Origin of the sequence: Bacteroides sp. (assembly GCF_029057325.1) — a bacterium.
Lineage (GTDB): Bacteria > Bacteroidota > Bacteroidia > Bacteroidales > Bacteroidaceae > Bacteroides.
In genome coordinates this window covers 1-3,204 of sequence record NZ_JAICZW010000066.1, presented here as the reverse complement: position 1 = coordinate 3,204, position 3,204 = coordinate 1, and the positions used below count along the sequence as shown (strand labels likewise).

Annotated in this window: 2 protein-coding genes; both read right to left on the bottom strand. The window is 48.8% G+C overall.

Going from position 1 to position 3,204, the window contains the following annotated elements; all coding sequences use genetic code 11:
- A partial coding sequence (locus K2G43_RS04205; protein ID WP_300153105.1) for a 4-alpha-glucanotransferase occupies nt 1-887 on the bottom strand: 887 nt, incomplete at its 3' end.
- Nucleotides 888-1,018: 131 nt separating this feature from the next.
- On the bottom strand, nt 1,019-3,204 hold a 2,186-nt coding region (locus K2G43_RS04200; protein ID WP_300153104.1), incomplete at its 5' end, for an adenosylcobalamin-dependent ribonucleoside-diphosphate reductase.

The following is a 3,204-nucleotide window of genomic DNA, read 5'->3' as shown; positions in this document are numbered from 1 at the left end:
CTCCACGTGTGCGTCATCGTGGTATCGTTGATGGGCAGAATCTGTACGGCCTTCTGATGGGTGGCGGTTGCCCAGTCAATCAGACGTTTCAGGTCGCCGAAGTCGCCCACGCCAAAGCTCTTTTCGGAACGTAGGGAGAATACAGGAACAGCAACCCCTGCCCCCTTCCAGGCAGGAAGATTGAAATAAACGTACCGGTCGCCTATCACCAGTGTCTCGTCGGCACCTATCGCTGGATCGGCCATATAACGGTTCGGGTTGTTTTCCCACGCCACGCCACGGCTTTCCTTCTTATTATAAAGAACAAATTTATATTCCAACGGGAAGCTGATTTTGCTTGCGTCAATCTCCACCTGCCATTCGGGGAAAACGATGTCGGACATCGGAAGAGCCTTGTCAGGATTCCAATCGCCCAGCAACGGCTGGTTTCCGCAGATAGCCAGACAATGGTCGCCATCTATGCACGGCGCGTATGCCTTTATCAGCAGACCTTTCTTGCAGGCTTTGGAAGCTGCGGTGCGTTCGCGGTGCGCCAATAGGGATTCCGTAAAGGCGGAAGTGTAGAAATATTGCTGTTCGGGCAGATTCTTCCAACAATCCGTTATGCGATAACTCTTCTTTGCGCCACCCGATACATGCAGGCTGCGCGGCAGGCTGTTCCACTCCGTCCGTATGGCTTTGCCATCTTGGTAAATGTGGTAACAATACTCAATGACCCCACTCTTCGGAGCCTGGACATCCACGTCTGTATTCCAATGGATGCCGTCAACGGTATGCAAAGGAAGGGCTTCTTCTGGCAAGTTGTTGCCAAGCTCTGGAATAGAGCCCAACACTCTGACTTCTTCCCCCCAATTGGTACGATACTCTATGTTAAACGATAGTGTCATATTATATTAGATTTAGAAATAGCAATAGCTGTAATGATTATGCAAGTATAAGGAATATTCCTCATAATCATACAGCTATTGCAATGTAACTCGTTTAAATTCTTATGCAAACGTTTGTGCTTGTTGCGGACTTATCCGCAACGGGAAGCCCCACAAGTCTTGCAGATGAGGCAACCTTCCTGATAAACCAGCGTTTCGTTGCCGCAGTTGGAGCACTTCTTTCCTTTGGCTTCCGTACCATCCAGAACATATTTCTTCAAAGCACGCTCTACGCCGTTCTTCCAGGTGTTGATGTTCTCACTATCCAATTGCAGAGAACCTACCAATTTGATTACCTGTTCGATAGGCATACGATAGCGCAATACGCCCGAAATCAGTTTGGCATAGTTCCAATACTCTTTGTTGAACTTCTCGGACAACCCTTCAATGGTCACCTTATATCCACGCTTGTTCTCAAACTGGAAGTCATAACGTTTGTTCCCATTCTCGTCCACATTCTTGATGATGTGTCCTGTTGTCACGTTCTTGGGCAACATGATACCCTCATCATCATCCAGCACACCAGTGAATATTTCGTAAGGATAATTGTCTAATAGTCCAACAAATGCCACCCACTTCTCTTTATTATTTTGGAAACGTACCACGTCTGCATACAATATTTTGGGACGTGTCTCAACCACCGTAGGCGGTTTGCATGGAGGAAGCCCTTCTTTCTTGTTACTCTTGGTAGAAATAAGTACGCCGGAACGGGAACCGTCGCGATAGACAGTACACCCTTTGCAGCCCGATTTCCATGCTTCCACATAGAGTCTGTTCACCAACGCCTCATCCACATCATTCGGCAGATTGATAGTCACGCTGATGGAGTGGTCCACCCACTTCTGGATGCGTCCCTGCATCTTGACCTTCATCAGCCAATCCACATCGTTGGAAGTTGCTTTATAATAAGGTGATTTCTCTACAAGAGCATCAATTTCGTCTTGTGTATATCGCTTGGAGGGGTTGAGCCCCTGCGCTTCCATCCAAGTGACGAATTTGGGATGGAAAACAATGTACTCTTCAAAAGCATCTCCTGTCTCATCAATAAAGTCCACGTGTACGTTGGTGTCGTTCGGGTTCACCTTGCGGCGGCGCTTATACACAGGCAGGAACACCGGTTCGATGCCAGAAGTGGTCTGCGTCATCAGGCTGGTGGTGCCGGTAGGTGCGATGGTAAGGCAAGCGATGTTGCGACGTCCGTACTGCTTCATCTCCGCATACAATTCCGGATCGGCCTCCCGCAAACGGTTGATAAACGGATTGTTCTTTTCGCGTTCCGCATCGTAGATTTCGAAAGCGCCACGCTCTTTGGCCATAATTACGGATGAACGATAAGCACTGAGCGCCACTGTCTGATGCACCTTCTCAGAGAATGCAGTGGCCTCTTCCGTGCCGTAGCGCAGTCCTAATGCCGCAAGCATATCACCTTCGGCAGTGATACCTACGCCCGTACGACGTCCCTGGCCGCTCTTCTTATAAATCTTTTGCCACAAGTTGTGCTCGGTCAGTTTCACGTCTTCGCTTTCCGGATCGGAATTCACCTTCTCCAAAATACGCTCAATCTTCTCCAATTCCAAGTCGATGATGTCATCCATAATGCGCTGGGCAAGCGTTACATGTTTCCGGAACAACTCAAAGTCAAAATAAGCATCCGGTTTGAACGGATTGACCACATAAGAGTAGAGGTTGATGGCAAGCAGACGACAAGAGTCGTATGGACACAAAGGGATTTCACCGCAAGGATTTGTAGATACGGTACGGTAGCCTAAGTCTGCATAACAATCGGGAACGGATTCCTTTATAATGGTATCCCAAAACAAAACGCCCGGCTCTGCCGACTTCCAAGCATTGTGCACAATCTTTTTCCACAAGCCAGACGCATCAATCTCTTTTTGGAAGGACGGTTCTGTGGCATCAATCGGATATTGCTGCACGAAAGGCTTTCCATCAATAGCAGCTTGCATAAAATCATCGGTCAGTTTCACGGAAACATTGGCACCGGTCACTTTGCCTTCGGTCATCTTGGCATCGATAAAGGCTTCCGAATCGGGATGCTTGATGGAAACACTCAACATCAACGCGCCACGACGCCCGTCTTGAGCCACTTCGCGGGTAGAGTTGGAATAACGTTCCATAAAGGGGACCAGTCCGGTGGAAGTCAATGCGGAGTTCTTTACCGGAGGACCTTTCGGGCGAATGTGGGACAAATCGTGCCCTACACCACCACGGCGTTTCATCAGTTGCACCTGCTCTTCATCCACTTTGAAGATAGCGCCAT